Origin of the sequence: Rhodococcus sp. WY5, assembly GCF_018588185.1 — a bacterium.
Classification (GTDB): Bacteria; Actinomycetota; Actinomycetes; order Mycobacteriales; family Mycobacteriaceae; genus Rhodococcus_F; species Rhodococcus_F qingshengii.
This window is the reverse complement of sequence record NZ_JAAMPR010000001.1, coordinates 5,691,078-5,716,446: the sequence shown is the minus strand read 5'-3', so window position 1 is coordinate 5,716,446 and position 25,369 is coordinate 5,691,078. Positions and strand designations below refer to the sequence as shown.

Genomic DNA, 25,369 nt, shown 5'->3' with positions numbered 1-25,369 from the left:
AGTTCAGGGATTCGGCGCTACGACGTGCCAGGGCACGGTCAGGATGCAGTCACGAAGACGTCGCCGCGCGGGTTGCACGGGAATTCCTTGTGCCCGAAGAATTTCCAATGCGGCGGCCCAACGATGGCGAGGTCCGAACGAGGCGTGCGGCGCGGCGGTGGCCCAGGCTCGATCGGCCGCGCTGAGCAACGCGTGGATCGGCTCACCGGGAACGTTGCGGTGGATGAGAGCCTTCGGGAGACGTTCCGCGATGTCGGAAGGACGCTCGATGTCGAAGGGGTCCCAGGCCAGTGTCAGGGTCAATGGACGATCAGCGTCGAGAAGCACCCAGGCGCAACGCCTCCCGAGTTCGTCGCAGGTTCCGTCGAGTAGCAGCCCGCCCGGTGCGAGACCGGACTGAATGTGTGACCACGCAGAGTCCACAGCCTCCTCCGGGTACTGCCGGAGCACGTTGAAGGCGCGTACGAAGACGGGTGTGAGACCGGCAAGTTCGAATCCACCACGGGCGAAGCTGACACCGTCACGACTCTCGACCACGCGGGCGGGGTCGATCTCGAGCCCGATGACGCGTCGATCCCGCCGGACAGCGGTGAGGCGGCTTGCCATCTCGAAGGTGGTGTCCGGCCTCGCCCCGTACCCGAGGTCGACGATCAACGGATCGGTCGCGTTGTTCAGGGCGTGCGCGATAGTGCGGTTGTGCACGATCCACCGGTCACTACGTCGCAGTCTGTTGATTCCCGTCGTGCCACGGGTGATGACCCCCTCGATCTTCGGGGGTGGAGCTTTCTTCACGCCGGGTTCAGCGTGCGGCGAGCCAGGTCGCGGTGACCTGGGCTTCGGTGCGGAACAGATCTACGAGGTTGATGAGCATCAGTTGCTCCAACTTCGCGCCGATGAAAGGTATGAAGACCTTGGCCTCGGACGTGGTTCGCAGCGTGGACCCGGTATCGGTCGCGAACAACTCCATGGTGCCGGACAAACTCCCCGGCCCGGCCGGGATGGACGCTTCGTACGTTCCGGTCACGGTGTCACCGAAGGCGCCGTACGACTCCTTACGAGTGATGACAAGATCCTTCTTCATCACTGTCTGAGCGATGTCAGGCAAATCCGTGCGCGGAAGAATGTGGTGGAGCACGAGATCGATTCCGGAATCGGTGACCTCGAAATGTTCCACATGGTTCTCGGAATGCTTGCGCATCTCCTCGACACGGGCCTCCCAGTACGAGCGGTCCGCCAGCGCCGCATAGACCTGCTCGGGGGAGTGCTGATAGCGGGCGGAGTAGTCGATGCGGCGAGCCATGATCGGAAAGAATACCGGTTACACGCTGTGACAAGCCAAATCGGCTGTATCCACAACTGCCGCCGCCCGCAGGGTTTTACTTCGTGATCCACTCCCGGGTGAAATCCTGTTCGGCTTGGATGAGCCGGACAACCTCGTCGACAATCGCACTTTCGATCTTTCCGCCGAGGAACGGGATCTTGACCTCGACCTCACCGTCGATCTCGAGAGTGGCGGAGTTCTCGTCACCTGTCAGCACCTGCGTGCCCTCGACACGGGCGGGAACGCCGTCGACGTGGGCGGAGAAGGTGCCGGTGGCCTTGCCGTCCTTGAAAGGCGCCATCGTTTCACTGCGCTTGATGACGATGTCGCCGTTGACGACTTTCGACACCATGCTGGGGAGATGCTCTGCGGCAATGATCTGCGACATCGTGACCGCGACGGTCTCGTCGCGAACGGTCAGCTCTTCGATCGTTGCGCCGGGACCACCGACAGCGACGATTCGGTCGCGCCAGTACTGCTCGGAGGTCACCGCCTCATGGACCTTCTCGGCGGGGACTGTGTACTTCGACGAATGCTCGATGCGACGGCTCACGATTGTGGAGGCTACCGTTTATCGATGTGTGGGACGTAACCATTGGCAGACGCGTCGTGGAATCAGGCGCTTTCGTGTCCGAGAACGTTGACTTGTCGGGATTGACGACGCTCCGAATCGGGGGACCGGCGCGGCTGCTCGCCGAATGTCCGACGACGCAGTCGTTGATCGACGTCGTGACGCTGCTCGATCGCGAGCAGATCCCGACGCTGATTCTCGCCGGCGGATCCAATCTCGTGATCTCCGACTCGGGATTCGACGGAGTTGTCGTTCGTGTGGCCAACACCACCGTGAGCCTCGACACGGACCGCGTCGTCGCCGAAGCGGGCGCGGTGTGGGACGAAGTAGTCGGTCAATCGGTCGCCGCGGAACTGGGTGGCCTCGAGTGCCTGTCCGGGATTCCGGGCTCGACCGGTGCGACGCCGGTGCAGAACGTCGGCGCGTACGGCGTCGAGGTGGGCTCGCGACTCCGGCGAGTTCAACTGCTCGACCGACGCAATGGCGAAGTGTCGTGGGTCGAACCGTCGAAACTCGACTTGGGTTACCGGTCGAGCGTTCTCAAGCATTCCGATGCAGCAGTGGTTCTCGCCGTCGAATTCGATGCGTCGACCGACGGACTGAGTGCCCCGCTCGCGTACCGCGAACTGTTCACCGCACTCGGGGCCGAAGAAGGCGAGCGGTTACCTGCGTCGCAGGTCCGCGAGGCAGTTCTGGGTCTTCGGACGGGTAAGGCGATGGTGCTCGATCCGTACGACCACGACACTTGGAGCGCGGGTTCCTTCTTCACCAACCCCGTGGTGCCGGACGACAAGCTGCCCGCTGTGCTCGGAGCAATAACCGAACAGCTCGGAGACGTCACCGTGCCGCAGTTCCCGGGCAGTGGTGGAACCAAGCTCTCGGCCGGATGGTTGATCGAACGGGCCGGATTCTCGAAGGGTTATCCCGGTGAAGATGCACCGGCCAGGCTGTCGACGAAACACACCTTGGCGTTGACCAACAGAGGGTCGGCAACGAGCGCGGATGTGGTCTCGCTCGCGCGGACAGTGCGCGACGGCGTCGAAGCCGCGTTCGGTGTCCACCTGGAACCGGAACCGGTAACTGTGGGCTGCACCATCTGATTCCTGACGGAGCCCGCAGGTAGCCTGTTGAAGTGCATGAGCTGGGTGGTAGGAGAAGTCGTTCGCGTCTTGTTGCGTTGGTAGCTGTATTGCTCGCTGTGATGGTGGCCGTCGTCGGCTGCACGATCGGTGGCAAGGACGGACAGGGCGGCGCGGCGGCCGCCGAGCCAGCACCGGTGGCGACCGTGGTGTCGACGCCGGCGCCCGGCACCAAAGATGTCAGCCCGGTCGCCCCCGTCTCGGTGGCGGTGACCCAGGGAACGCTGTCCGACGTCAGCCTCAGCAATGCGGCCGGTAAAGCCGTTGCAGGACAATTGTCGCCTGACAAGACATCGTTCACCGTCAGTGAGGCACTCGGCTACGGCACCACGTATTCGTGGTCGGGCTCGGCAACCGGGACCGACGGTAAATCCGTGCCAGTCCAAGGGAGCTTTACGACGGTTGCCCCGGAGTCGACCACCGGCGCCACCCTCAACATCGCCGACGGCCAAGAAGTTGGTATCGCGGCACCGATCACGTTGCAGTTCGACAACTCCGTCGTCGACAAGGCGGCCGTCGAGAAGGCGCTTGTCGTGACCACCGTGCCGCCCACCGCCGGATCGTGGGCTTGGCTGGCCGACGACAACGGCGGATCGCGGGCCCATTGGCGTCCGGCCGATTACTGGGTGCCGGGCACGACTGTCCATCTGGACGCCAAGCTCTACGGCTTGAACTACGGCGGTGGCGCCTTCGGCGACCAGGATCTCACGCTCGACTTCACGATCGGTCGTAGCCAGATCGTGAAGGCGAATGCGCCCAGCCACCGCATGCAGGTGGTGCGCGACGGTCAGACGATCATGGACATTCCCGTCAGCTACGGCGAGGGAAACGAACCTCGCAACGTCACGCGCAGCGGCATTCACATGGTGACGGAGAAGTACGAAGACTTCATGATGTCCAATCCGCCGTTCTACGAGAACGTGCGTGAGCGTTGGGCCGTGCGCATCTCCAACAACGGCGAATTCATCCACGCCAATCCTGAGACCACCGGGGTGCAGGGCTCGTCGAACGTCACGAACGGTTGCATCAACCTGTCGACATCCGACGCGCAGGAATACTTCGGAACCGCCCTCTACGGTGACCCCGTAGAGGTGACCGGCACGTCGATCGACCTGTCTCCTGCGGACGGCGACATCTACGACTGGGCAATCGATCTGCCGACCTGGAAGTCGATGTCGGCACTGCCGTAACTCTGTACTGCGGTAAATCCGTGGATGAGGGAACCGTCCGGGCTCTGCTTGCGTCTGTACAGGTAAGTGCTGTCGGCTCGGGGGAGTCCGACGGGGGTTTTCGACTTCAGGGGGACAGCGGTGGGCATTCCATTTCTGGAAGACGTGCTGGGAAGAATCTCCGAAGCGACGCAGGCCGTGCCTCCCGGCGTGGCGGCATTGCCAGTTGTCGGCACTCCCATCGCGAGCGCAATCGCTACATCTGCTCTGGTGCAATCCATAACCGACGACCGCGGCGCGTTCGACGACGAGATGGCTGCTGCGACCGTCGACGCCGATGTGGAGCGCGCACGAGCCTGGGGTGAGCGCGATGCCCTCACCGCCCAGACGTCGTCGCTCGAGTACAGCGAACACGCAATCGTGGACGACGATCCGTTCGATGCGATGTCGCACTCCGAAATCTTCGACCACGTCAACGAGATGAATCCGGCAACCCTGAGTGCGATCGGTGAGGCTTGGAAGGCCATTGCAGGCCGGGTCGAAGCCGGCATCGGGAAGTTCCAGAACGACGTGAACGGTGCGATCACCGAAGGCTGGCAGGGGCGCGGCGGCTCGGCTGCGCTGGAAGCAGTGCTGGCCTACTCGGCTGATGCGGGTGAGCTGAAGGTGCGGGTCGATCTGATCTCGAACAAGATCGAGGAGGCGAAGATCGCACTCGACGAGGCCAAACGCTCGATTCCGGCCCCCGACGGCGCCTCGACGGTCGAGAGGTTTCTCAGCATGGTTCCCGGGGCTACATGGAAGCAGGCCCAATACGAAGCGGAAGAAGCCGAACGTCAAGCGCGCCAGGTGATGAAGGACGTGTATCTGCCGTCCATGAAGCGTGCGGACGATCAGGTGCCGATCCTCCCGGCCGCATTCAATCCGGTCACCGGCGGTGGAGGGGCTGGAAGTGGCGGGGCTGGAAGTGGCGGTGCATTCGGTGGTGGTGGTGCCGACGGCGGGAACTTTTCGGGTCCAGGAAACGGGCTCGGCACGCCATCTACATCGGGTGGCGGAGTCGGTGGGGGAGCGGACGGTGGAAACTCCGGCGGTGCAAACCCGGCCGGAGACGGTTCCGGTCAGAATCCATCCGGCACCGATTCCGGAAATGGTGACAACCGTAGCGGCGTTGATGCCCAAGGGAATCCGAACGTCGATGCAGTTCGATCCGGAACCGATTCCGACCCGGCCGGGACCACGGCGGCACATGCCGGCCCACTGCCGGCCGGTGCAGCGCCAGGTGGCCTGGCAGGTGCAACTCCGAATGGCGCTCAGCTTGGTTCCGGAACGCCGTCAGGCCTGGTAGGTAGCGGTTCGGGTGGTGGTCCTGCTGGTGGAATCGGTACCGGAGGCTTCGGGCCAGGCGGAACCGGAGTCGGAGCCCTCGGCCCTGGCGGCACCGGTGGCCTCGCCGGTGGCGGGCGTGGGGGCGTCAACGGAACTGGCGGTACCTCGGCGACGGGCGCGCAGAGCGGTCGGGGCGCGATGGGTGGCGTCGGCGGCATGGCACCGGGACGAGGGCAAGGGCAAGACGAAGACAACGTTCACGACACCCCCGGCTACCTCGTCACCGTCGAGAACGGCAATGCCCTGGTCGGCGACCTACCGATGGTCTCCCCGGCGGTGCTGGGCGAATGACCACCATGCAGTGGCAGTTCACCGGCCTCGAATTCCAGATTCTCTGGGAAGCGGTCGGACGTGACCGACTCCCGTACCCGCTGCGGTTTCGTCCGACGGCCGAAACCATGAACGAGCTGACAGAAGAGCGACGTCGAGCGGGAGCACACCTGGCTTGGTTGCTCGACGATCGGCTGCATCACGTACTCGGTGCTCTTGCGAATCCTGATGCTCGCGTGGAGGTTTCCGGTTTTCACGGGCAGAACATGAGTACGGTGACGCGATTGCACGGCGTTGTTGCCGGCGACCTGGGGGTGCTCCTGACTCAACTGCCCGGCAGGACTGTCGACTGTGGCTCCGACGTGGTTTTCACCGTGGTACGCCCATCGGCAATTCCACGGATGCTCGTCGATCACCTGCCGACCTGCCCCGCTGGATCGGAGCGTGGTGTGAGCATCGAAAGGCCGAAAACTTCCGGTAGAGCGAGCTTTCTGAGCAGTGCTGCCGGTGCGCGCGGGAGCGAGGAAGTGAGCAGATTCTTCGGCCGAGAGCGGACCTCGATCGGTGAAGTCACCACATACCCGGGAGGAGCGGTGGACAGCAGACCGACAGACGACGGAATAACGTTCCACTGGTACGACTATGCCGGAGATGGTCGGTACATCGTCACCGCTGATGAAACCGTAAGTGCCCGTAGCGCTTCCACGGAAATGACGGAGGCCGAGATTGCACGCAATCTCGGCCTCGTCCTGCACCGGGTGATTCGCACTGGTTAGTCAGAACGATTCGAACTAGCTGGTGGTGCGGTGGAACCGACCGGGGCTTGCCTGATCCCTCGGCTTGACGATGATCTGATCGAGGTTCACATGTGACGGCCGCGACGCGACAAAACCGATGATCTCGGCGATGTCCTGCGCCACCAACGGTGTGATTCCCTCGTACACCTTGTCGGCCTTGTCCTGATCGCCCTCGAACCGGACGAGTGAGAACTCCGTCTCGACGGCTCCCGGCGCGATTTCGGTCAGTCGAACGGGCTTGCCCAACAGTTCACCACGCAATGTCCGATGAAGGACGGCTTGAGCGTGCTTGGCGGTGGTGTAGCCCGAGCCGTTGTCGTATGCCTCCAGCGCGGCCACCGAGGTGATGGTCACGACCAGACCGTCACCCGAATCGATCAGCTTCGGCAGCAGTGCCTTCGTCACACGCAACGTGCCCAGAACATTGGTCTCCCACATCCACCGCCAGTCGTCCAGATCGGCGTCCAGGACTGTTGCCAGACCCTTTGCACCACCCGCGTTGTTGACCAACACGTCGACACGTGGGACCACGGCCGCAAACGCGTCGACGGAATCCTCGTCGGTGACGTCGAGTTCGAGAGCGGTACCACCGATTTCCTCGGCGATCTTCTCGAGACGATCGACGCGGCGAGCACCGATCACGACGTGGAATCCCTGAGCTGCCAGGGTGCGGGCGGTGGCCTCACCGATTCCGGAGCTGGCTCCGGTGACTACGGCGATGCGGGCATCGGAAGAAATGGTCATGATGCAATCGTAGGGCTAGTCGGCGGCATACTCTGCTTCCCGTTCGATGGATTCGATGTGACGACGCGGTACTTGTATCCGGCCGGGTGTGTAGGTGACGGCGCGCAGCGCGCCGCTGTACCGGAAGGGACCATGGCGTCGTCGTACCTCCCACGACACAGGTCCCCTGGCGTCGACACCGACCGAGATACCGGTCCACGGCGCCATTCCCACCAGTTGTACTTGCCCGAGCAGCCGGCCCGCGTGAATGCCGTCGACGCTGACGTGGAGATCCCAACGCAACCGCGGTACCACCGTCACCGACAGCTCGATGCGTTTGGTGCCGAGCGCCAGCGGTCCGGCGTCGACAACGGAGTAGGAACCGAACGCGTTGTACCCGAGATGCAGGTGCCCGTCCTCGACGTAGAGAAGGTACCCACCCTGCGGATCGCCATGGGCGACAAGGACACCGGCGTCACTTTCGCGGTAACCGTCGAGTTCGACCGTGATGTCGAAGTCGCGGAACCCGATCAGCTTGGATGAGCGGTAGCGCTCCAGCGGGGGCGTTCCGGCAAGTAGTCGCACCGGGCGTGAGAGTGCTCCTTCCTCCGGACGGCGAACCGCGCCGACGGTATTGCCGAGTAGAGGAAACACGGTGTTCGCCCACGCCGAGTGGTCCCAGGCCTCGGCGAGTTCGCGAACCTTGTCGGGAAACCGTGATGCCAGGTCGTCGAGCTCGGTCGGGTCGGTGCGGACGTCGAACAACTGCCAGTGCGGTTTGTCGATGTCCGCCGGGGTGAGAGCCAGCAGTTTCCAGCCGTCCTTGTAGTAGCCACGGTTGCCGGTCATCTCGGTGTACTGCTCGGTGTGAGTGCTCGGAGCGGCAGACGAACGCAGAACGGACGCGGAAGACACCCCGTCGAACTCTTTCACCGGGAGCCCGTTTCGCACACTGGGTGCGTCGATTCCGGCCAGTTCGAGCAGCGTAGGGGTCAGGTCGGTGACGTACGCGAACTGGTCGCGAATCCCGTTGTCGTCTGCTCCGGGTTTCAATCCAGCGGGCCAGGACAGGAGAAAAGGAACACGGATCCCGCCGGCAAAGGATTGCCCTTTGTAGAACCGGAACGGGGTGTTGGACGTCTGTCCCCATCCACGTGGATAGTGGACGCCCAATTCAGGTCCGCCGATGAGGGATTCGTCGTGGGGGACATCGCCCACCCAGTCCGGATCCTGAATATGCGCGAACTGTGCGAAGTAGCTTCGGGTCCCGTCCGAACCGCCCTCGGCGGTGCCGCCGTTGTCGGAGGTGAAGACGATGATCGTGTTGTCGAGCTCGCCGAGTTCGTCCAGGGTGTCGACGATGCGTCCGACGCTCTGATCGATCGAGTCGACCATCGCCGCGTACACCTCCATGTAGCGGGCGAACCTGGACTGCACTTCCGGCGTGAGTGATTCCCATTCGGGGACGTCGAAGCCGGGTTCGGAGTTTCGCGGTGCTTGTTGCGTACCTTCCGGAAAGAGGCCTTGCACGAGCTGAGAGGCGAACCGCGACTCGCGGATTCGATCCCACCCTTCGTCGTAGCGGCCGCGGTACTTTTCCTGGTCGGCAGGCTTGGCCTGCAACGGTCCGTGCATGGCGACGTGTGCGAAGTAGAGGAAGAACGGCTTGTCCTGATCGTGGGCGCGGAGGTCCTTGATGTACCCGACCGCTTTGTCGGTCAGATCGTCGGTGAGGTAGTACCCCTCGGGGTACTCGTCCACGTCGACCACAGAATTGTCGGAGATCAGTTGATTGGGATAGTAGAAGGAGTTGAGGCCTTCGAGTGAGCCGTAGTAGCGATCGAAACCGCGCTGCGTCGGCCAGGAGTCACGACTTCGTCCCGGGGCCAGGTTGGCGTCGCGTACGAGGTGCCACTTGCCGACGGCATAGGTCGCATAGCCCGCGCCGCGGAGGATTTCGGGGAGTGTCTGGACGTCGTCGGCCAATTCCAGACGCAGTCCGGGGTAGCCCGGATCGGCGTTGGCGACAAAACCGTACCCGGCGCGGTGCGGATTCAGGCCGGTGAGAAGAGCTGCGCGCGACGGCGAGCAGAGGGGCGTCGTGTGGTAGTTGGTCATCCGAATGCCCTGCGCGGCAAGGCGGTCGAGGGTGGGAGTCTCGATCTCGGAGCCGAACGGCCCGATGTCGCTGTACCCCATGTCGTCGATCAGAACCACGACGATGTTGGGTGATCCGGGAATCGGGGTCGTGGAGGTGGGCCACGACGGGGTCGAATCGGCTGCGGTGCGGCCGATTCGACCCTCGAAGCCTTCGTATCCGCGGGCGTGCGGAGGAGGGGCGGAATCCGGTGAAGTCATGGGAGAGTCGAGGCGCCTTCGATGATCGAGTATTCGGAAGCGTCGCCGGCGATGCTGCGGCTTCGTTCCCCGTGGATGTTGACCGGGATGTCGCCGGCAAGGGTGATGCGCTCCAGACGCCGGTACTGATCGTCGTAGTCGGCGATCGCGTAGTGCTGGGTGGCGCGGTTGTCCCAGATCGCGACGTCACCCGCTTCCCAGTTCCACCGCGTCGTGTACTCGAGCTTGATGGCGTGATCCTGCAAGAGCTTGAATACACCGTTCGACTGTTCGGTGCTCAACCCGACGAAGTTCTTGACAAAATGTCCGAGGACGAGCGTGCGTTCTCCGGTTTCGGGGTGGACCCGCACCACCGGGTGTTCCGTCTCGAAGTACGTGGACTGGAACTCCTCGCGGTAGGCGGCCGTGCGATCTTCGGTGAGCCGCTCGGCGCTGGTTGCCGCATAGTCGTAGACGTTCGTGTGGCGAGCCCAGAGGTTCTCCGCGAGCGCCTTGAGCGGATCCGGCAGTCCGTTGTAGGCGGCTACCCCCGACGCCCACGTCGTGGAACCGCCGTATTCGGGTAGCTGCACCGCGCGCAGGATCGAAGCCTTGGGGATGCGGTCGACGAAGGTGACGTCGGTGTGCCAGCTGTTGGCCTTGCCCAGGTCCGAGTCGATGGGCAGAACTTTTGCGCCGTGCGACTTCACGGTGGGGTGGGCAGTGGTCGGGGTACCCAGCAGCTGGGCGAACTCGTACTGCGAATCGTTGTCGAGGTGGTCTTGCCCGCGAAAGAAGATCACCTTGTGTTCGAGAAGTGCTTGCCGGATGAGGGAAATCGTCGCCGGGTCGAGATGCCCGCCGAGAGTGATTCCGTCGATTCGGGCGCCGATATGCGCGCCGAGGGTGGTGACAGTGCCGCGAGCGGCGTCAACGGCCGCTCCGTTCGTTGATGCCGAATTCGTGAGGGTCGGCTTGGCGAAAGCTGTAGACATGGTGCACCTTTCGTGGGGAGTGTGCCCACCCAAACACGCGAGATTTCGCCCCGACAGGGTTGCGTTCAGTGTGATCGTTACCGCACCTGATTTGTGAATCTCGGTGAAGCTGCTACTTTTGGAGCCATGTCGACCGACCAGCCTGCCGCTTTGCGGGTCACCTATGTGACCGCTGCGCTTGGTTCGCGTCTGCCTCTGGCGCGAGAGCTGTGTTGTCGCCGCCGTTCTTTCTGCAGCTAATTTCTGCGCCTTTTCTGTCTATTTCTTCGTGTGACCAGTGGAAACGCTGATTTCTCGGTCGACAGAGATATGCGCCTTCTCCTCCTTCTGCAAGGGACAGCCATGTCGACACCCACAATCTCCGCCATTCCGAACATCCGATCGCGAACCGCGCTCTCGGGAACCCGGACCCGTACCCAGATAGTTGCGCCCGAACTACGCATCGCCGACGGTCCGTCCGCGACTGTGTTGCGCATTGCTCGATCCCGTGGGCCGCTCTCACGTGACACTGCGGCAAAGGCATCAGGGCTGAGCATCGCCACCGTGAACCGGCAGGTCACGAGCCTGCTGGACCTCGGGATCCTGCGCGAACGCGCGGACCTGACGGCATCCGGAGCAATCGGGCGTCCGCGAGTTCCGTTCGAGGTCAACCACGAGCCTTATCTGACAGTCGGCATCCACATCGGTGCCGTCGTCACCAGCATCATTGCCAGCGACATTCGAGGAAAGGTGCTCGGCGCCGTCGAGATTCCGACGCCTGCCACCAATTCTGCTGTCGCGCTTGCCACGATTGCGCGCTCGGCCAAATCCTTTGCCTCGCGGTGGCACAAGCGTCGTCCGCTCGCCGTCGGCGTGGCCATCGGCGGTCGCGTCGATTCAGCGACCGGAGTCGTCGATCACCCGCGTCTGGGATGGAAGGGCGCCAAGGTCGGGTCCATCATCGGAGCCGGCTTGGATCTCCCTGTATCGGTAGCCGCCCACGTCGAGGCGATGGCCGCGTCGGAACTTCTGCTCAGCACCGACCGTGCCGAAGCCCCGACGCCGGGCACTACCGGCCTGTACTTCTACGCTCGTGAAACTGCCGGTATCGCAATCACTTTCGAAGGGCGAGTACACACGCCGTCCAGCGGACCCGGTTCGATCGCGCACCTCCCCACCGGTTCGTCCGCACGGTGCACCTGCGGAGCCGTGGGTTGCCTTGAAGCGACGATCAGTGACCGCGCCGTAGTCGCGCAGGCTTTGTCTTCGGGCGCCGTGATCCAGGGCAGCGAGCGTGTCACGATCGCGGACGTCTACCGGGCAGCGTCGTCGGGTTCCATTCCGGCACACGAGCTTCTGGTTGATCGAGCACGCGTCCTCGGCCGGACAGTGGCGATGCTGCGTGACCTGTTCAACCCGGATCGGGTGATTCTGGGTGGTCAGGCATTCACCGACTATCCGGCCGGGGTGCCCCATGTCGCCGAGGCCTTCTCGACGGCATCCTCCTTGGAGCGTAAGGACATTCGAATTACCGGTTTCGGCAATCGGGTTCAGGAATACGCTTCCACGGTCGTGTCACTGAGCTCGCTGTTCGCCGATCCGGCGGCGGCCATGCGGCGTGCGTCGGCCGTCTGACTGCGAAGAGGGCAGTCAGAGTTCTGGTCGATCGAGCACCCGCAACCACGAACCGTCGGGCTGGCGGCGCGCCACCTGTGTGCGTCCGCCGGTTCCGTCGGAAGGTTTGGTCGAGGTCATGGCGAGGTCGTCGCTGATCACCGTTGGTAGGGCTTCCTCGACGGTGAATCTCGGTGCAGCTGCCAGCATCTGAGAGATCACCTCGCGGATGGCTTGGCGGCCCACGGTGAGTGATCCGGGCGGGAAGGCCATCACCGCATCCTCCTCGTAGAGTGCGGCGACGGCGTCTGCGTCACCAGCGTTGGCGAACTGCACAAAAAGCTTCGCGATGTCTTCCGGGGTTCCGGCCTTCTGAACGTCATCTGTTGTTGTCATGCTTCCATCGTTCTACCGCACAGGCGATAAGTCCAAGATCTAGTTTGTCTCGCAGCTAGAATCAGCAGTTATGGAACTTCGGCAGCTCGAATACTTTGTCACGGTAGTGGAGGAAGCCAACTTCACTCGCGCCGCCGAGCGGCTTCACGTAGCCCAACCCGGTGTGAGTGCCCAGGTCAAACGGCTCGAACGTGAGTTGGGGCAGGAATTGCTCGATCGTAGTGGTCGAACCGTTTGTCTGACCGACGCCGGGCGAGCTGTCCTCCCGCACGCCTACGCTGCACTTGCTGCCGTTCAGAGCACCCGCGACGCTGTCGATGCCTTGAACGGACTGGTCCGGGGTTCCGTTTCGGTCGGGATGGTTACCGCCTGCGCTTCCGCCGACCTCACAGATCTGCTCAGTCGGTTGCACACCAGACACCCCGGCCTGGACATCTCGCTGGCCGAGGACGATTCGCGCAGTCTGCTTGCCGGAGTGTCGGACGGAACCTTCGACATAGCCGTCATCGGGGTGGCGGGAGAGCTGCCGGAAGGGCTCGAATCGAGGGTGATCACCGACGAACGACTGGTGGCCGGAGTGGCGGCGGATCATCCGCTGGCCGAGGTGTCGTCTCTGCCGTTTGCCGAACTCGCGACGCAATCGGTCATCTGTCTGCCGGAGGGAACCGGCATCAGAACGTGTCTGGACTTCGCGTGCGCCGCAGCCGGCACCAAGCCGACGGTTGCGCTCGAGGCAAGCAACCTCGGCATCATCGTTTCATTGGCAGCGCAGGGGCTGGGAATGGCCGTGCTTCCGGAGTCGACAGTGGGGGAGTTGCATCGGATCGATCTCGAACCGGAAGCACGATCTCGGCTGGAATTGGTCTGGCGTTCGTCGGGCGGCAAGAATCCGGCGGCCTCTGCTCTCATCGATCTTGCGAGAGCTGTTCCCGCCGAGTGAGTTCGGCCTGCGCCCGATCCAATCCGCCGTGCTCGAGAGCAGCCAACCTCGACCTGTCCTTCCAGACGATGGTGCCGCGTCGCCGGACGATGACCGACATCGTTCCACCGAGATGCTCGAGCGCTCCTGGCACGTTTCGACGCTCGGCAGGTATCGGAACAGGAAGTATGTGTGCGTCGGCGATGGGTGCGGTCCCGTCGATGTCGACGCTCCACTTCCGGCTGTAACCCCGAAGCGTCCAGCGATCGTCGGACACCGTCGTCTCCACCTGTGACGTCAGAGGATTACCCAGCCGCAACACCGTTCCGTCCGGTAGCGCGGCAACGACGGCGGTGACTTCGGTGCGCAGAGGTCCGGCGCTGACCTGTCCGCCGGCAAACGCCACGCAGGCTCGAGGATCGGTGAACCCCTGTGCCTGTCCCCACCACCAGGATTCCGGGAATCCTCCCTTTCCCCAGTTCTTCTCGCCGTACACCTGCGCTCCGGTGAGATCCCAGCTCTGTCCGTCGATGACGGCGCTTCCCTCGACCCGGCCGCCGAGCAGCCACGGATGCCAGTACTGATTGAGTGCGGGAACTGATTGGAAGTAACTCGACCCCCCGAAGCGGCGGTGCGGCCAGAATCGCTGATTGCTGATGCGTACGTCGAGATGACTGTCGCCGAAATCGACCTGGAGTCGATCGGCATTGCCGCGGAAAGCGTTGTCGGCGTAGGCCCCCAGGATACGGGGATCGGCCGATCCATTCGGATGCTCAGCAGTGCGGAGGAATCCGCCTGGGTGTGCCGCGAGGCCGAGCGTCGACCAACTGCCGCCGTCGGCCTTGTTGATTCCGGCGAGCGCGATCACCACCCGTCCGCTGTCTGGCATCGTGAATCGCCAGAAGTAACCCTCCATCGCAACGTCATGGGAGGCAAGCAGATTGCCGTACGGCAGGGTGGCACCCGAGGCGCGGTACGCGGGAAGCTTCACGGTCCCAGTACTGCCTGTGATGCGGTGACCTGAGCGACGAGGCGGCCCTCGTCGTCGCGGATCTCGGTCACCACCGCGACGGTGCTGCGCCCCGCGTGCAGTGGCCGGGCGGTGGCGGTGACCGTGCCCTTGCGCACGCCGCGAGTGAAGACGGTCGACGAACTGGTGGTGGACGTACTTGCGCCGGGCGGCAGATTGAGGAATGCACAGACGGCGCCGACGCTGTCTGCCAGCGTCATCAAGGCGCCGCCGTGCATTCCGTTGCCGGCGGTGGTGCGGTGGCTGTCCCAATCCAGATGGCCGACAACCTGTTCGGGTGCCGCGCTGTCCAACTGAATTCCGGTGTGAACTGCAAAAGGCATGCTCGCGACAAGTTGTTCGAGGTCCATGCCTACCGATGTTAACGAGCCTCCGAAACCTCCGTCGGGACTTCGGTTTATCGAGGGCGGTGACTCACAGGGGCAGGGCGGTTTCCGACAGTCCTTCCGGCGCGTTGCGACGACGGAACCACTCGGTGCCGAATGCCGCGGCGAGCTGCTCCGTCGGCATTTCGAGGAACGGGCCGAAATCGCCGACCTGCGTTGCGTGCGCGTACATGGCCGCGCGCTTGGACGAGATCACCGAACTGACATCGACCGCGGTGGTGAGTTGGTCAGCCGGAAGCCCGAACGATTCGATGTCCGGCGGCTGCGCCTCCTCGGTCCACTCGGGGTTGGCCTGCATCAGCATCTTCATGTGATCGCGGTTGGTGGACGCCTCGTAGACGAACGGCGTGCCCGCGAGTTCTGCAGCACGAACGCCGACGTGGTGGACCTGGATGTGATCCGGGTGGCCGTATCCGCCGTTGGGGTCGTAGATGGTCAGGACATCGGCGTTCTCTTCACGAAGAACCTCGGCCAGACGCTCGGCGGCCTTCTCGACGTCGACGTTGCAGAACGCTTCCGGATTCTCGTTCTCGGGCGTACCCACCATCCCCGAATCCGGGTAGTGCAGGGACACGACGCGACTGGCACCCAACGCGTCGGTGGACGCCTCGAGCTCACGGCTGCGGCGCTGAGCCAACGTCTCGTATTCGTCCAACAGTCCGTCGGGGAATTCACCGAGAGCACCGTCGGTAGCGGTGACGACTACGACGCGGTGACCTGCGTCGGCGGCCATTCTCATCACGCCGCCCGTAGTGAAAACTTCGTCATCGGGATGGGCGTGGAAACACACCAGGACACTCATTCGCGCAATCGTAAGGCAAGTTACCGACAGGTCAACCCGAGCGCACAGTGAAAACGATTTGTCGAGTCGGCCTCGGCTCTGTGAACCTTGTTCAGTGCACGAGAAGCTGACATGAGCGAATCCACCAACAAAGGCCTGCTGAGCGCCTACCGCGAGATATTCTCGGCCCCCGGATCGGTCGCCTTCTCGGCCGCCGGATTTGTCGCAAGGCTGCCGATGGCGATGATCGGCATCGGAATCGTGACGATGATCTCGCAACTTCGTGGTGACTACGCGCTCGCCGGCGCGCTCGCCGCGGTTTTTGCGCTCTCGTCGGCGATCATCGCGCCCGCGGTCTCGCGTGCCGTCGACCGCTTCGGACAGCGAGCGGTCCTGCCGATTGCCGCAGCCGTGAGCGTCACCGCGATCGGGGCTCTGTTGCTCGCAGTCCGGATGGAAGCTCCCGACTGGCTGCTGTTCGTGCTGATTGTGCCTGGCGGCGCCACGCCGACGATCGGCGCGATGATTCGCGCCCGATGGGTCGCGATCTACGTCGGAAAACCTCAGATGCGCACCGCCTTCGCCTTCGAATCGGTGGTGGACGAGCTCTGCTTCGTGGCGGGCCCGGTCATATCGGTAGGTCTGAGCATCGGGCTCTTCCCCGAGGCTGGACCACTGGCAGGGTTGATCCTGCTGGTCACCGGAACCCTGCTGCTGGTCATACAGCGCGGAACCGAACCGAAGGTGCATCCGCGTCGACCCGGCCGCGGACGATCGGTTCTCGGTAACCACGTGATGTGGATCGTCATCGTGATCATGGTGATGCTCGGAACGATCTTCGGCGTCATCGACGTCGGCGCCATCGCGTTCACCAAGGAACAGAATTCGCCGGGGTCGGCGACGCTGGTCCTCGCGCTGTTCGCCGGCGGTTCGGGAATCGCGGGACTGATCTTCGGGTCGATGCACCCGGCGCGATCGCTGCGCGGGCAGTTGATGATCGCGTCCTCGGCGGTCGCCGTTCTCAGCGTCCCGCTTCTGTTGGTCGGAAACGTGGCCGCACTTGCGGGTGCCTACGTGCTGGCGGGCGCGACCATCGCACCGACGCTCATCATCGCGACAGCCCTGGTCGAACAGATCGTCCCGCCGGAAAAGCTCACCGAGGGAATGACCCTGACGGTTACCGGCCTCGGCGTCGGCGTGGCGCTCGGGTCTGCGCTGGCCGGACAGCTGATCGATCGCTACGGCGTCCCGTCGGCCTACATGCTCGCCGTCGGCGCCGCAGTCGCAGCCTCTATCGTGACGGCATGTCTATTCGTGAAGCCGTCAGCGTCGACGGCACGTCCATCGTCTATCGAGTAACCGGAAATTCGGCGGGGACCCCGCTGGTGTTGCTGCACGGCTGGGCTCAGTCCTCGCAGTGCTGGGGCGAGCAGGTCCTCGCGGACCTGGCCGCGGACTATCGGCTGATCGCCGTCGATCTGCGCGGCCACGGTTACTCCGATGCGCCCGAATCCGGATACGACGACTCCGCGAACTGGGCCGGCGACGTCGCGGCTGTTCTTGCGGCCGAAGGCGTCACCGAGAACGCGATCCTGCTCGGCTGGTCGTACGGCGGTCTGGTGATCTGCGATTACCTGGCAGCGCACGGCACCGGCGCGGTGGCGGGCGCGGTTCTGGTCGGGGCGATCACCAGCATCGGGCGCGGCGAAAAAGGTGGCAAGGTCGGCTCGGCGATGCGTAGCGCAGTTCCCGGCGCGATGTCCGAAGATCCGCGCGAGGCGATCCGTGCACTCGGCGCTTTCGGCAATGCTCTCACCGGCCCACCCGAGGGCAAGGGTGCAGCGTCGCAGGCCTTGTTCGGGTACAGCCTCTCGACGCGTCCGCGGGTGCGCGCAGCACTGTTCAACCGTGCTGTCGGTCACGACGACTTGCTCCGCAACCTGGATATCCCCGTTCTCGTTCTGCACGGAACCGAGGACTCCGTCGTCGACGTGAGCGCAGGTAAGCACGCCGAGGAACTGATTCCCAAGTCCCAGGCGTCGTACTGGGAAGGCTGCAATCACGGCCCGTTCGTGGAGGATCCGACACGATTCGTGTCCGAAGTGCGAACCTTCATCTCGAGCCTCGGTTAGAGTTCGCGCCCGGTGAGGGGGCAGTATGGAGTCGTGACGCCCATGCACATTTCGCGCCCTCGCCGGGTGGCCGTTCTCTCGGTCCACACCTCGCCATTGGCGCAACCCGGCACCGGTGACGCGGGTGGGATGAACGTCTACGTTCTGCAATCCGCCATTCAGCTCGCCAAACGTGGCGTCGAGGTGGAGATATTCACCCGCGCGACGTCCTCGGCCGACGCACCCGTGGTGGACGCCGCTCCCGGAGTGCGGGTTCGGAACCTTGCTGCTGGTCCCTTCGAAGGGCTGGACAAGGCGGATCTGCCGACTCAACTGTGTGCCTTCGTCGCAGGAGTTCTGCGGGAGGAAGCGCGCCACGAGCCCGGGTACTACAGCCTGATTCACTCGCACTACTGGTTGTCCGGTCAGGTCGGCTGGCTGGCCCGCGACCGCTGGGGCGTGCCCCTCGTACACACCGCCCACACCCTCGCGGCGGTGAAGAATCTTTCGCTTGCCGAGGGAGACACCCCGGAGCCGGCAGCACGTCAGATCGGCGAGCAGCAAGTAGTCGCCGAGTCCGATCGCCTGGTCGCCAACACCACCGACGAAGCCAAGGCGCTGCACGAGTTGTACGGCGCAGATCCCACGCGTATCGACGTCGTGGCTCCCGGCGCCGATCTCACCCGCTACCGACCGGGCGATCGCGATTCAGCCCGCGCGTCGTTGGGGTTGGACCCGGGCGAGATCGTCGTGACTTTCGTCGGCCGCATCCAACCTCTGAAAGCACCCGACGTTCTGCTGCGTGCTGCCGCCGAAGTGATCAGCCGTCGCCCCGAGTTGCCGTTGCGCATCCTCGTCGTCGGCGGGCCGTCCGGAACTGGCCTCGCGCGGCCGGACGTGCTGATCGAACTTGCACGATCACTCGGCATCACCGCGCAGGTGACATTCTTGCCGCCGCAGGCACCGGAGCGTCTCGCCGATGTCTACCGTGCCTCGGATCTGGTTGCGGTGCCGAGCTATTCGGAGTCCTTCGGGTTGGTGGCGATCGAAGCTCAAGCCTGCGGAACCCCGGTGATCGCTGCCGACGTCGGCGGGCTGGGAGTGGCCGTGCGCAACGGTGAGACCGGCCTGCTGGTTCAAGGACACCGCACCGAAGATTGGGCCGGCGCCCTCGAATCCTTGGTGACAGCACCGACGCGTTTGACCGAACTCGCCGCGCAGGCACCGCGTCACGCCGAAAATTTCTCGTGGGAACACACCGCGGACGGTTTGCTCGAGAGCTATCGCAAAGCCGCAGTCAACTACAACAACGGAACCGGTCCCAGCGACTTCTCGCCCCGCCGTGCGCGGGGTCTGTGGCGTCTGCGCCGGACCGGGGGAGTGCGTACATGAGCAGCATTTCGGACACCATCGAGCAGGCCCTCACCGAGCGTGAACTCGACTTCACCAGAAAAGACGACGCGCATTTCATCGTCGAACTTCCCGGTGAACACAAACTCAAGACGTCGACTCTGCTCACCGTTGGCAATCACGGTGTGCGGGTCGAGGCCTTCGTGTGCCGCAAGGTGGACGAGAACTTCGAAGGCGTCTACAAGTTCCTGCTCAAGCGCAACCGCCGTCTGTACGGGGTGGCGTACACACTCGACAAGGTCGGGGACATCTACCTGGTCGGCAAGATCGCGGAGCATGCCGTGACCGGCGATGAACTCGACCGAGTGCTCGGTCAGGTTCTCGAAGCCGCCGACGGCGATTTCAACGTCATCCTCGAACTCGGCTTCTCCTCGTCCATCAAGCGTGAGTGGGCGTGGCGGGTGTCGCGAGGCGAGTCGCTGGCGAATCTCGAACCGTTCAAGCACCTCATCGAGGAGGAGCCCGCGCAGAGCTGATCGAGCGGGGTGAGACACATCGCGGATGTGTCACGTAAAGTGACCTTTACTTGTGACTGTCGTCACGGAATAATACTGTTCCCGTGAGTCACAGTAAGTTGGTCACACCACCCCGCCGCGCAACTTTTCGAGGAGCACAGTGAGCTTCAAGAGTCCGTTCCCCGACGTTGAAATCCCCAACCTCAGCGTCTACGACTTCCTGTTCGGAAACACCGACCCCGCAGACCTCGACAAGACGGCCTTCGTCGAGGGCAGTTCGGGCGCAGTCACCACATACGCTTCGCTGATCGCACAGATCAACGGCGTTGCAGGCGCTCTTGCAGCGCGCGGACTCGCCGTCGGCGACGTGGTCGGGCTGCATTCGCCCAACGTCCCGGCCTTCGGTTCCGTCTTCCACGGCATCCTTCGTGCCGGTGGCGTCGCGACCACGATCAACGCGCTCTACACCGCCGAGGACATCGCCAAGCAGCTCACCGATTCCAAGGCCAAGTTCCTCTTCACCGTCTCGCCGCTCCTGCCGCAGGCAAAGGCCGCTGCTGACCTGGTCGGTATCCCGGCCGAGAACGTGTTCGTACTCGACGGGGCCGAAGGCCACCTCTCGCTGCGTGATCTGCTCGGCGAGGGTGCAGCGGCGCCGGAGGTCTCCTTCGATCCGGCCACCCAACTCGCGGTGCTGCCGTACTCCTCGGGCACCACCGGCCGACCCAAGGGGGTCATGCTCACCCATCGGAACCTCGTGGCCAACGTCTGCCAGATCATTCCGCGGATGGGCATCGAGACCGACGACAAGATTCTCGCGGTCCTGCCGTTCTTCCACATCTACGGCATGACTGTCCTGCTCAACGCTGCGCTCTATCGCCGCGCGAGCCTCATCACGATGCCGAAGTTCGATCTCGTCGAGTTCCTGCGGATCGTCGCCGAGCAGAAGTCGACGTACATCTTCGTCGCACCGCCCGTTGCCGTCGCGCTGGCCAAGCATCCGCTCGTCGATCAGTACGACCTCTCGAGCGTGCACACCATCTTCTCCGGTGCGGCCCCGCTCGACGCGGCGCTCGGCAAGGCCGTCGCCGACCGGTTGAACTGCCACGTCCGCCAGGGCTACGGCATGTCCGAGATGAGCCCGGTCTCGCACGCGATTCCGTTCGACCGCGACGACATCGCGCTCGACACCTGCGGTCCGACCATCGCCAACATGGAATGCAAGCTCGTCGACCCCGGAACGGGCGAAGAGGTCGCGTACCCGGCTCTCGGCTCGGACGGCGTCAGCGAGCCCGGCGAACTGTGGTGCAAGGGCCCGAACATCATGCTCGGCTACCTCGGCAACGACCAGGCCACCAAGGACACCCTCGACGACGACGGTTACCTGCACACCGGTGACATCGCGACCGTCGACGGCGACGGCGTCGTCAAGATCGTCGACCGCCTCAAGGAACTGATCAAGTACAAGGGCTACCAGGTTCCCCCGGCGGAACTCGAGGCCTTGCTGCTGACCCATCCGCAGATCGCCGACGCCGCAGTGATCGGTGTGCTCGACGCTGAGGGCGAAGAGGTTCCGAAGGCATTCGTCGTGCTCCAGGACGGCGCCGAGTTGACCGAAGACGACGTGATCTCGTTCGTCGCCGAGCGCGTCTCGCCGCACAAGAAGGTTCGCCAGGTTTCGTTCATCAGCACCGTGCCGAAATCCGCGGCCGGAAAGATCCTCCGCAAGGATCTGCGAACTGCGGAAGTAGCCCCGAGCTGATTTCCGGACAGGGTTGATCAAGAAGGGTTCCGGTACTCGTGCCAGGATGAACGCCATGAGTATCGGAACCCTGGTCCTGCTCCGCCACGGCGAGAGCGAATGGAATGCACTCAATCTGTTCACCGGCTGGGTGGACGTACACCTGACAGACAAGGGCATGGCCGAGGGCAAGCGCGCCGGCGAACTGCTCGCCGAGCACAACCTGTTGCCCGACGTTCTCTACACGTCTCTGCTGCGCCGCGCGATCAGCACCGCCAACCTCGCGCTCGATGCCGCCGATCGCCACTGGATCCCGGTAGTGCGCGACTGGCGTCTCAACGAGCGCCACTACGGCGCTCTGCAGGGCAAGAACAAGGCGCAGACCAAGGAAGAGTACGGAAACGAGCAGTTCATGCTCTGGCGTCGTAGCTACGACACCCCGCCGCCCGCCATCGAAGCCGGCAGCGAGTACAGCCAGGACACCGATCCCCGGTACGCGAACCTCGACGAGGTTCCCTTGACCGAGTGCCTGCTCGACGTCGTCAAGCGTCTGATCCCGTACTGGGAGGACACCATCTCCCAGGAGCTGCTCGCCGGTCGGAACGTGCTGGTCACCGCGCACGGCAACTCGCTGCGTGCGTTGGTCAAGCACCTCGACGGCATCTCGGACGAGGACATCGCGGGCCTGAACATCCCGACCGGAATCCCGCTGCGTTACGACCTCGACGAGAACCTGAAGCCGCTCAATCCCGGCGGCACCTACCTGGATCCGGAGGCCGCAGCTGCCGGCGCCGCCGCGGTGGCGAATCAGGGCGGAAAGTAGCAACCCGATGATGTGCGTCGAGGCCCCCCGAACAGTGATTTCGGGGGGCCTCGGCCAACAGCAGATGAACGACGAACCAACGCCGTCCACCTGGCGGATTACACGGGTGGGAACGTCCGAACCCGCCGTAACCGACTCTTCGCGCGAACGTACGATTGCGCCGTGAGTGTCGTGATTGCAGTGCTGCTGGTCGTGGTCGCCGGCTTGGTCGGCTACCTCGTCGGCGGGGTGCTGGTACCCAGGCTGTCGTCGCGCCAGAGTCAGCGCTCGGACGAACAGACCGGGCTCACGATGTCCCAGGTTCTCGACCTCATCGTGTTGGCTTCGGAAAGCGGTATCGCCGTCGTCGACGGTTTTCACGACGTCGTGCTCTTCAATCCTCGCGCCGAGGAACTCGGTCTCGTCAAGAATCGTCTGGTCGACGAGCGAGCTTGGCGGGCTGCTCAGGAAGTTCTGCGGACGGGTCAACCCGTCGAGGTCGATCTGACGGCGCAGACCGCTCAGCGGGGCCGCGACAAGATCGCGGTACGTGGCACGGCCCGGTTGCTCAGCAAGGACGATCGCAACTTCGTGGTCCTGTTCGCCGACGACGATTCCGAGCAGGTCCGCATGGAGGCGACCCGACGCGATTTCGTCGCGAACGTCAGCCACGAACTCAAGACGCCGGTCGGTGCGATGAGCCTGCTCGCGGAGGCGCTGCTCGAGTCTGCTGACGACCCGGAATCGGTGCGCCACTTCGGCGAACGGGTGCTCGGTGAGTCGATTCGTCTGGGCAAGATGGTCACCGAGTTGATCGCACTCTCGCGTCTGCAAGGTGCCGAGAAGCTGCCGGATCTCGACGTGGTCGACGTCGACACCGTGGTGTCCGAAGCACTGTCGAGGTCGAATCTGTCGGCCGAGGCCGCCGGGATCACGGTCACCACCGACCATCCGAGTGGGCTGGAAGTACTCGGGGATCAGACTCTCCTCGTCACGGCATTGTCCAACCTCATCGAGAACGCTATTGCATACTCGCCCAAGGGGTCTCCGGTTTCCGTCAGTCGGTCGGTACGCGGCGACAATGTCGCGATCGCAGTCACCGACCGAGGAGAAGGCATCGCGAAAGCGGACCAGGAGCGAGTGTTCGAGAGATTCTTCCGCGTGGACAAGGCGCGGTCACGGCAGACCGGTGGAACCGGTCTGGGGCTGGCGATCGTCAAACACGTCGCGGCCAATCACAACGGCTCCATCGAACTGTGGAGCAAACCGGGTACAGGGTCTACCTTCACGTTGCAGATACCGGCACACGTGGAGTCGGACGACGACATCGACTCTGACGACGCGGGAACCGCCGGTTCCACGCGGATCGGCAGACGAGAACAAGGCAGTAGAGAAAACGGCATGGAGGCCAAACGATGACGAGTGTGCTGATCGTGGAGGACGAGGAGTCCTTGGCGGACCCGCTGGCGTTCCTGCTCCGCAAGGAAGGCTTCGAGACCACCATCGTCAACGACGGACCGTCGGCGTTGGCGGAATTCGATCGCTCCGGAGCGGACATCGTCCTGCTCGACCTCATGCTGCCCGGCATGAGTGGCACGGACGTCTGCAAGGCGCTGCGGTCGCGCTCCGGCGTCCCCGTCATCATGGTGACGGCGCGTGACAGTGAGATCGACAAGGTCGTCGGACTGGAACTCGGTGCGGACGACTATGTGACCAAACCGTATTCGGCGCGTGAGCTGATCGCTCGCATCCGTGCGGTGCTGCGCCGCGGGGTGGAGAACGAGGCGGACCTCGCCTCCGACAACGGGGTGCTCGAGGCCGGACCGGTACGGATGGACGTCGAGCGCCACGTCGTGCAGGTCGCGGGTAACCCGGTGACGTTGCCGCTCAAGGAGTTCGATCTCCTCGAGTACCTGCTCCGCAACTCCGGTCGGGTGCTGACCCGCGGACAGTTGATCGACCGCGTCTGGGGCGCCGACTACGTCGGTGACACCAAAACCCTTGACGTACACGTGAAGCGGTTGCGTTCGAAGATCGAATCGGATCCGGCCAAGCCGGAACATCTGGTCACGGTCCGTGGATTGGGTTACAAGCTCGAAGCGTGATCGAACCTCGTCGAGAAGAAATGTCGAGAAGAAATGTCGAGAAGAATTCAGCCGCTCACACGATCGTGTGAGCGGCTGAATTCTTTTTGTTCAGGCGGAGTCAGCCCTGAGCTTTGTTCTGAGCGATCGTGGTCGCCGGATGGACTGCGATGAGGCCGAGGCCCGCGCGACGCCTGCAGAGGCGAGCCAGCTCGTCGTACGCGCGCTTTCCGAGAAGTTCCGTCAACTCGGGCCCGTAGGACTGCCAGACCTGCCGCTCCCCGACATGAGCGTCGGGGGAGCCGGAGCAGTACCAGGCGAGGTCGTCGCCGCCCTCACCCCAGCCGCGGCGGTCGTACTCGGTGATCGTGGTCTTGAGGATCTGGACGCCGTCCGGACGGTCGACCCAGTCCTGGGTGCGGCGGATCGGTAGCTGCCAGCACACGTCCGGTTTCACCTCGAGCGGCTCGATGCCTTTCTTGAGCGCCATGGAATGCAGAGCGCAGCCCTCGCCTCCGGCAAAACCCGGCCGGTTGAGGAAGATGCACGCTCCTTTGTAGCGGCGGGTGCGCAGCGCGGGCTCGTCCTCGAGGTCGTCTTCTTCGACGTAGCCCTTCTTGCCGAGACCCTTTTCCATGAACTGCCAGTCTTCGGCTGTGAGCATTTTCACTGACGCATCGAGCTTGTCCTGATCTTCCTGATCGGAGAGGAAAGCGCCGTGCGAGCAGCAACCGTCGTCCGGGCGGTCTCCGATGATGCCCTGACACGCCGGCGTGCCGAACACGCAGGTCCAATGCGAGAGCAACCACGTCATATCAGCGGAAATGAGGTGTTCGGAGTTATCCGGATCGACAAATTCGACCCATTCGCGCGGGAAATCGAGATCGACCTCGGGGCTCGGAGTCATCTTGTGGGACCGGTCTGGGTTACCTGCTGTCACAAGGGCCGAC

At 63.8% G+C, this 25,369-nt stretch carries 25 protein-coding genes; 14 read left to right on the top strand and 11 right to left on the bottom strand.

Going from position 1 to position 25,369, the window contains the following annotated elements:
• Nucleotides 1–3: 3 nt before the first annotated feature.
• The 3 genes from G4D79_RS26310 to G4D79_RS26300 all read right to left on the bottom strand — a co-directional run bounded on the left by G4D79_RS26310 (nucleotide 4) and on the right by G4D79_RS26300 (nucleotide 1,874).
• Nucleotides 4–792, bottom strand: coding sequence for a hypothetical protein (locus tag G4D79_RS26310; protein ID WP_003941937.1), 789 nt, complete (start codon nucleotides 790–792; stop codon nucleotides 4–6).
• A gap of 7 nt (nucleotides 793–799) precedes the next feature.
• Entirely contained in the window at nucleotides 800–1,300 is a 501-nt protein-coding gene (locus G4D79_RS26305) for a DUF2505 domain-containing protein (RefSeq protein ID WP_007735352.1), read from the bottom strand.
• Nucleotides 1,301–1,376: 76 nt separating this feature from the next.
• Entirely contained in the window at nucleotides 1,377–1,874 is a 498-nt protein-coding gene (locus G4D79_RS26300) for a DUF2505 domain-containing protein (protein ID WP_042452956.1), read from the bottom strand.
• A 74-nt stretch (nucleotides 1,875–1,948) separates the two neighbouring features.
• On the opposite strand from G4D79_RS26300, the gene G4D79_RS26295 reads away from it, so the two are divergent.
• From G4D79_RS26295 to G4D79_RS26280, 4 genes are all read left to right on the top strand, one after another.
• Nucleotides 1,949–2,992 carry a UDP-N-acetylmuramate dehydrogenase gene (locus tag G4D79_RS26295; RefSeq protein ID WP_214514551.1) on the top strand — a complete coding sequence of 348 codons (1,044 nt, stop codon included), beginning with the start codon at nucleotides 1,949–1,951 and terminating at the stop codon, nucleotides 2,990–2,992.
• Nucleotides 2,993–3,024: 32 nt separating this feature from the next.
• Nucleotides 3,025–4,221: an Ig-like domain-containing protein gene (locus G4D79_RS26290; RefSeq protein ID WP_042452959.1), complete on the top strand. Its 1,197-nt coding sequence runs from the start codon at nucleotides 3,025–3,027 to the stop codon at nucleotides 4,219–4,221.
• Between the two features lie 120 nt (nucleotides 4,222–4,341).
• Nucleotides 4,342–5,880 carry a hypothetical protein gene (locus G4D79_RS26285; RefSeq protein ID WP_214514550.1) on the top strand — a complete coding sequence of 513 codons (1,539 nt, stop codon included), beginning with the start codon at nucleotides 4,342–4,344 and terminating at the stop codon, nucleotides 5,878–5,880.
• Nucleotides 5,877–6,635 carry an ESX secretion-associated protein EspG gene (locus G4D79_RS26280; protein WP_054187843.1) on the top strand — a complete coding sequence of 253 codons (759 nt, stop codon included), beginning with the start codon at nucleotides 5,877–5,879 and terminating at the stop codon, nucleotides 6,633–6,635. Before G4D79_RS26285 ends, G4D79_RS26280 begins: the two co-directional genes overlap by 4 nt.
• 15 nt (nucleotides 6,636–6,650) lie before the next feature.
• On the opposite strand, the gene G4D79_RS26275 is transcribed toward G4D79_RS26280, so the two are convergent.
• The 3 genes from G4D79_RS26275 to G4D79_RS26265 are packed head-to-tail and all read right to left on the bottom strand — an operon-like array spanning nucleotide 6,651 to nucleotide 10,711.
• Nucleotides 6,651–7,400 carry an SDR family NAD(P)-dependent oxidoreductase gene (locus G4D79_RS26275; RefSeq protein WP_003942076.1) on the bottom strand — a complete coding sequence of 250 codons (750 nt, stop codon included), beginning with the start codon at nucleotides 7,398–7,400 and terminating at the stop codon, nucleotides 6,651–6,653.
• Nucleotides 7,401–7,415: 15 nt separating this feature from the next.
• Nucleotides 7,416–9,737: an arylsulfatase gene (locus G4D79_RS26270; protein WP_214514549.1), complete on the bottom strand. Its 2,322-nt coding sequence runs from the start codon at nucleotides 9,735–9,737 to the stop codon at nucleotides 7,416–7,418.
• Nucleotides 9,734–10,711, bottom strand: a complete 978-nt coding sequence (locus G4D79_RS26265; RefSeq protein ID WP_042452972.1) for a TauD/TfdA family dioxygenase — start codon at nucleotides 10,709–10,711, stop codon at nucleotides 9,734–9,736. The genes G4D79_RS26270 and G4D79_RS26265 overlap by 4 nt, the downstream gene beginning before the upstream one ends.
• A 342-nt stretch (nucleotides 10,712–11,053) precedes the next feature.
• On the opposite strand from G4D79_RS26265, the gene G4D79_RS26260 reads away from it, so the two are divergent.
• Nucleotides 11,054–12,325, top strand: coding sequence for an ROK family transcriptional regulator (locus G4D79_RS26260; RefSeq protein WP_074447122.1), 1,272 nt, complete (start codon nucleotides 11,054–11,056; stop codon nucleotides 12,323–12,325).
• A gap of 15 nt (nucleotides 12,326–12,340) precedes the next feature.
• On the opposite strand, the gene G4D79_RS26255 is transcribed toward G4D79_RS26260, so the two are convergent.
• Complete coding sequence (locus tag G4D79_RS26255; protein WP_054782316.1) at nucleotides 12,341–12,700, bottom strand: SgcJ/EcaC family oxidoreductase; 360 nt, start codon at nucleotides 12,698–12,700, stop codon at nucleotides 12,341–12,343.
• A 70-nt stretch (nucleotides 12,701–12,770) separates the two neighbouring features.
• On the opposite strand from G4D79_RS26255, the gene G4D79_RS26250 reads away from it, so the two are divergent.
• Nucleotides 12,771–13,640 (top strand): LysR family transcriptional regulator, encoded by an 870-nt coding sequence (locus G4D79_RS26250; RefSeq protein WP_214514548.1) that lies wholly within the window; start codon nucleotides 12,771–12,773, stop codon nucleotides 13,638–13,640.
• Here the strand turns inward: G4D79_RS26250 and G4D79_RS26245 are convergent.
• The 3 genes from G4D79_RS26245 to G4D79_RS26235 form a co-directional block, all read right to left on the bottom strand.
• The gene (locus tag G4D79_RS26245) at nucleotides 13,606–14,610 is read right to left on the bottom strand and encodes a tocopherol cyclase family protein (RefSeq protein WP_007735336.1); all 1,005 of its coding nucleotides are present in this window, start codon (nucleotides 14,608–14,610) and stop codon (nucleotides 13,606–13,608) included. The genes G4D79_RS26250 and G4D79_RS26245 overlap by 35 nt on opposite strands.
• A complete protein-coding gene (locus G4D79_RS26240) occupies nucleotides 14,607–14,999 on the bottom strand; it encodes a PaaI family thioesterase (protein ID WP_003942017.1) in 393 nt (130 codons plus the stop codon). The genes G4D79_RS26245 and G4D79_RS26240 overlap by 4 nt, the downstream gene beginning before the upstream one ends.
• Nucleotides 15,000–15,063: 64 nt before the next feature.
• A complete protein-coding gene (locus G4D79_RS26235) occupies nucleotides 15,064–15,837 on the bottom strand; it encodes a PIG-L family deacetylase (protein WP_003942001.1) in 774 nt (257 codons plus the stop codon).
• A gap of 111 nt (nucleotides 15,838–15,948) precedes the next feature.
• Between G4D79_RS26235 and G4D79_RS26230 the strand changes: the two genes are divergently transcribed.
• From G4D79_RS26230 to G4D79_RS26195, 8 genes are all read left to right on the top strand, one after another.
• On the top strand, nucleotides 15,949–17,175 hold the full coding sequence (locus tag G4D79_RS26230) for an MFS transporter (protein ID WP_214514547.1): 1,227 nt from the start codon (nucleotides 15,949–15,951) through the stop codon (nucleotides 17,173–17,175).
• The gene (locus G4D79_RS26225) at nucleotides 17,121–17,948 is read left to right on the top strand and encodes an alpha/beta fold hydrolase (protein ID WP_058038159.1); all 828 of its coding nucleotides are present in this window, start codon (nucleotides 17,121–17,123) and stop codon (nucleotides 17,946–17,948) included. The genes G4D79_RS26230 and G4D79_RS26225 overlap by 55 nt, the downstream gene beginning before the upstream one ends.
• Before the next feature lie 42 nt (nucleotides 17,949–17,990).
• Nucleotides 17,991–19,319 carry a D-inositol-3-phosphate glycosyltransferase gene (mshA, locus tag G4D79_RS26220; protein WP_214514643.1) on the top strand — a complete coding sequence of 443 codons (1,329 nt, stop codon included), beginning with the start codon at nucleotides 17,991–17,993 and terminating at the stop codon, nucleotides 19,317–19,319.
• Nucleotides 19,316–19,813, top strand: coding sequence for a YbjN domain-containing protein (locus G4D79_RS26215; RefSeq protein ID WP_047268888.1), 498 nt, complete (start codon nucleotides 19,316–19,318; stop codon nucleotides 19,811–19,813). Before mshA ends, G4D79_RS26215 begins: the two co-directional genes overlap by 4 nt.
• 139 nt (nucleotides 19,814–19,952) lie before the next feature.
• Entirely contained in the window at nucleotides 19,953–21,554 is a 1,602-nt protein-coding gene (locus G4D79_RS26210; protein WP_042452995.1) for an AMP-binding protein, read from the top strand.
• A gap of 46 nt (nucleotides 21,555–21,600) precedes the next feature.
• The gene (locus tag G4D79_RS26205; protein WP_003941992.1) at nucleotides 21,601–22,356 is read left to right on the top strand and encodes a phosphoglyceromutase; all 756 of its coding nucleotides are present in this window, start codon (nucleotides 21,601–21,603) and stop codon (nucleotides 22,354–22,356) included.
• Nucleotides 22,357–22,518: 162 nt separating this feature from the next.
• On the top strand, nucleotides 22,519–23,754 hold the full coding sequence (locus G4D79_RS26200) for a cell wall metabolism sensor histidine kinase WalK (protein WP_003941938.1): 1,236 nt from the start codon (nucleotides 22,519–22,521) through the stop codon (nucleotides 23,752–23,754).
• The gene (locus G4D79_RS26195; RefSeq protein WP_003942020.1) at nucleotides 23,751–24,440 is read left to right on the top strand and encodes a response regulator transcription factor; all 690 of its coding nucleotides are present in this window, start codon (nucleotides 23,751–23,753) and stop codon (nucleotides 24,438–24,440) included. The genes G4D79_RS26200 and G4D79_RS26195 overlap by 4 nt, the downstream gene beginning before the upstream one ends.
• Nucleotides 24,441–24,540: 100 nt before the next feature.
• On the opposite strand, the gene G4D79_RS26190 is transcribed toward G4D79_RS26195, so the two are convergent.
• Complete coding sequence (locus tag G4D79_RS26190) at nucleotides 24,541–25,326, bottom strand: hypothetical protein (protein WP_003941928.1); 786 nt, start codon at nucleotides 25,324–25,326, stop codon at nucleotides 24,541–24,543.
• Between the last annotated feature and the right edge of the window lie 43 nt (nucleotides 25,327–25,369).

Bases quoted from the DNA above. Each gene is read 5' to 3' on its own strand.
- G4D79_RS26305 (WP_007735352.1), bottom strand. From the start codon at position 1,300: ATGGCTCGCCGCATCGACTACTCCGCCCGCTATCAGCACTCCCCCGAG.
- G4D79_RS26280 (WP_054187843.1), top strand. From the start codon at position 5,877: ATGACCACCATGCAGTGGCAGTTCACCGGCCTCGAATTCCAGATTCTC.
- G4D79_RS26275 (WP_003942076.1), bottom strand. From the start codon at position 7,400: ATGACCATTTCTTCCGATGCCCGCATCGCCGTAGTCACCGGAGCCAGC.
- G4D79_RS26270 (WP_214514549.1), bottom strand. From the start codon at position 9,737: ATGACTTCACCGGATTCCGCCCCTCCTCCGCACGCCCGCGGATACGAA.
- G4D79_RS26265 (WP_042452972.1), bottom strand. From the start codon at position 10,711: ATGTCTACAGCTTTCGCCAAGCCGACCCTCACGAATTCGGCATCAACG.
- G4D79_RS26260 (WP_074447122.1), top strand. From the start codon at position 11,054: ATGTCGACACCCACAATCTCCGCCATTCCGAACATCCGATCGCGAACC.
- G4D79_RS26255 (WP_054782316.1), bottom strand. From the start codon at position 12,700: ATGACAACAACAGATGACGTTCAGAAGGCCGGAACCCCGGAAGACATC.
- G4D79_RS26250 (WP_214514548.1), top strand. From the start codon at position 12,771: ATGGAACTTCGGCAGCTCGAATACTTTGTCACGGTAGTGGAGGAAGCC.
- G4D79_RS26240 (WP_003942017.1), bottom strand. From the start codon at position 14,999: ATGGACCTCGAACAACTTGTCGCGAGCATGCCTTTTGCAGTTCACACC.
- G4D79_RS26235 (WP_003942001.1), bottom strand. From the start codon at position 15,837: ATGAGTGTCCTGGTGTGTTTCCACGCCCATCCCGATGACGAAGTTTTC.
- G4D79_RS26230 (WP_214514547.1), top strand. From the start codon at position 15,949: ATGAGCGAATCCACCAACAAAGGCCTGCTGAGCGCCTACCGCGAGATA.
- G4D79_RS26225 (WP_058038159.1), top strand. From the start codon at position 17,121: ATGTCTATTCGTGAAGCCGTCAGCGTCGACGGCACGTCCATCGTCTAT.
- mshA (WP_214514643.1), top strand. From the start codon at position 17,991: ATGCACATTTCGCGCCCTCGCCGGGTGGCCGTTCTCTCGGTCCACACC.
- G4D79_RS26215 (WP_047268888.1), top strand. From the start codon at position 19,316: ATGAGCAGCATTTCGGACACCATCGAGCAGGCCCTCACCGAGCGTGAA.
- G4D79_RS26205 (WP_003941992.1), top strand. From the start codon at position 21,601: ATGAACGCCATGAGTATCGGAACCCTGGTCCTGCTCCGCCACGGCGAG.
- G4D79_RS26195 (WP_003942020.1), top strand. From the start codon at position 23,751: ATGACGAGTGTGCTGATCGTGGAGGACGAGGAGTCCTTGGCGGACCCG.
- G4D79_RS26190 (WP_003941928.1), bottom strand. From the start codon at position 25,326: ATGACTCCGAGCCCCGAGGTCGATCTCGATTTCCCGCGCGAATGGGTC.